This is a genomic window from Persicitalea sp., from assembly GCF_041751555.1.
Taxonomy (GTDB): Bacteria; Bacteroidota; Bacteroidia; order Cytophagales; family Spirosomataceae; genus Persicitalea.
The window spans coordinates 1-2,638 of sequence record NZ_JBGSXF010000424.1; the positions used below are offsets into that span (position 1 = coordinate 1).

Annotated in this window: 3 protein-coding genes; 2 read left to right on the forward strand and 1 reads right to left on the reverse strand. The window is 52.0% G+C overall.

Features of this window, described 5'->3' with window-relative positions:
- The coding region (locus ACEW8P_RS14865) for a DUF1573 domain-containing protein (RefSeq protein ID WP_373513866.1) at positions 1–372 on the reverse strand (372 nt) is incomplete at its 3' end.
- Positions 373–578: 206 nt separating this feature from the next.
- On the opposite strand from ACEW8P_RS14865, the gene ACEW8P_RS14870 reads away from it, so the two are divergent.
- Together ACEW8P_RS14870 and ACEW8P_RS14875 are read left to right on the forward strand one after the other, a co-directional pair.
- Complete coding sequence (locus ACEW8P_RS14870) at positions 579–1,823, forward strand: sensor histidine kinase (RefSeq protein ID WP_373513867.1); 1,245 nt, start codon at positions 579–581, stop codon at positions 1,821–1,823.
- A 66-nt stretch (positions 1,824–1,889) separates the two neighbouring features.
- Positions 1,890–2,638, forward strand: a 749-nt coding sequence (locus ACEW8P_RS14875; RefSeq protein ID WP_373513868.1) for an amidohydrolase, incomplete at its 3' end; no start/stop codon positions are given.

Below are 2,638 nucleotides of genomic sequence, written 5' to 3' on the forward strand. Positions count from 1 at the left end.
GATGACTTCACCCTGAAAGCGCAGCACGGCAACGCCCTCGGCGGCATTGGAAAACACCGTGACCGACTTGGTGAACGGCCCGATGGCAGCGGCGTTGTAGGTGGCTTTGATAGTTCCGCTCTGGTTGGGCAAAATCGGCTCCTGCGGGTATTCGACGCCCGTGCAGCCGCAGGAACCTTTGGCGCTGCTGACGACCAGCGGCTCGCCGCCCGTGTTAGTGAACTTGAATTGCACCGTCACAGGTTTGTCTTGTGGAATCTTGCCAAAATCGTGATCCGTCTCGGTCCATTTAAAAGAAGCCAGCGTTCCGGCCACGACGACGGTAGCCACGCAAAGGGCAATCAGGGTAAAGAAGAGGTTTTTGGTTTTCATGGTACTTTTGGTTTTGGGTGAAATAATTGAACAGCCCAAAAGTAGATCGTCCCGCCCCACCCGCTTGTTAACAAGACGCCAACAAATGTTAACGGGCTGTTAATAAGCCCAATTATGCCCCATATGTGCTAATTTTGGGCTAAGATCAATCGGACGAACTGCGAACTCAAAAGCACACTCCACTTTCAACTTTCAACTAAAAAACTTTGTCCCGAAGACTCATACGCTGGCTGGTACTGCTTTCTGCCCTGTCGATCGTCGGCGTGCTGATAACGCAGATGTATTGGGTGAATCGCACGCTGGATTTGCGCAAGCGGCAATTCAACCAACGCGCTCATGTGGCTTTGCAGGAAGTAGCCGAGCGGCTGACGCAGTTCAACGGCGTCATGCAGAGCGTCAACCCCGTCGACCAACAGTCGCAGGATTATTTTTTGGTCAATACCAACGCTACCACGCAGCCCGAGGTACTGGAACAATTCCTTCGCGAATCCTTCCAGAAGCACAACCTCATCACCGATTTCGAGGTGGGGATTTATGACTGCACCACCGACCGGATGCGCTACGGGATGCTGCTCAGCACCCGCAACGACGAAAAAGTACCCGCCGCTACCGCCGACTGGGTCAAGACGGATAAGTACCCCTATTACTTCGGCATTCGTTTTCCCGAACAGGAAAACTACCTCGCGGGCGACTTGAGCGGTTGGATTTGGTCCTCCATTCTGGTGCTGATTGCGGTAAGCTTTTTCTCTTACGCACTATTCGTCATTTTGCGGCAAAAGCAGTTGTCGGAAGTGCAGCGGGATTTTATCAATAACATGACCCATGAGCTGCAGACACCTATTTCCACGATTCGGATTGCCGCTGATGTCCTCAAAAACCCAAAAATTGCCTCTCAGCCGGAGCGGCACAGTCGCTATGTACGCATTGTGGATGAAGAAATTATGCGCTTGCAGCGGCAAGTTGAAATGGTGTTGAACATGGCCAAAGCCGAACGCAACAAATTGGCTCTGGAACTGGAATGGCTGGATGCGCACGAGTTGATTGTCAAGGCCGCCCTTCCTTACGAAGACCGCATCACGCTGGATCTGCAAGCTACTTCTCCTTACGTGTCAGCCGACCGCCTGCACTTTGGAAATTTGATAAACAACTTGATCGACAATGCGTTGAAGTACTCGCCGAAAAATCCTGAGGTATGCGTTAGTACTTTCGACGAAGGCAACAAACTCGTGCTATCGGTACGTGACAAAGGCATCGGCATCGCGCCCGGCCAGCAGAAAAAGGTTTTTGAAAAATTTTACCGGGTGTCGGAAGGTAATGTGCATAACGTCAAAGGCTTCGGCATTGGCCTGAGCTACGTCCGTCAAATCGTGAAAGCACACCGCTGGAAGCTGAACCTGAAAAGCGAACCGGACGTGGGCAGCGAGTTTCTGGTTTTTATTCCCAAAAAATAATTACGTCCTCACTGACTTCAACCGAAAACGATCATCGAAACAACTACCCACTCCCCCACTCCTGACTTGAAAGTTGCCCTCATCCAAACGGATCTGGTTTGGGAAGACATCACGGCTAACCTCGCGATACTGGAAGAGAAAATCGCCGCTCTGCCCGAATTGGCCGACGTCATAGTGCTGCCCGAATTGTTTTCGACGGGATTCAGCATGAACGCCTCCGCCCTGGCAGAACCTATGAACATCACTACGACGCGCTGGCTGAAAATGATGGCCGCGCAAACCCAGGCGTTGGTCATAGGTAGTTTTCAGGTGAAAGAAGAAGGAAACTACTATAACCGCCTGCTCTGCGTCCGTCCTGAAGGTACTTTTGAAAGCTATGACAAACGCCACCTGTTCCGTTACGGAGCCGAACACGAAAACTTCATCGCCGGAAACAAGCGACTGGTTGTGACGTGGAAGGGCTGGCGTGTCTGTCCGATGATTTGCTACGACCTGCGCTTCCCGGTTTGGAGCCGACAGGATTCCGAAAACCCTTACGATGTATTACTTTACGTAGCCAACTGGCCCGCTGCTCGTACTTACGCATGGAACACGCTGCTAAGAGCGCGGGCAATCGAGAATCTCAGCTACGTTGTAGGGGTCAACCGGATAGGAAGCGACGGAAACGGCATCGACTACTCGGGCGGCTCAGTGGCTGTCGATTTTCTGGGAGAAATCATTACCGATTTGGGCGAGGCGGAAAGTGTGAAGGTAGTTCGGCTGGCGAAGGAGCCTTTGGAAAAGTATCGAAAAGACTTTCCAGCGTTGCTGGATGC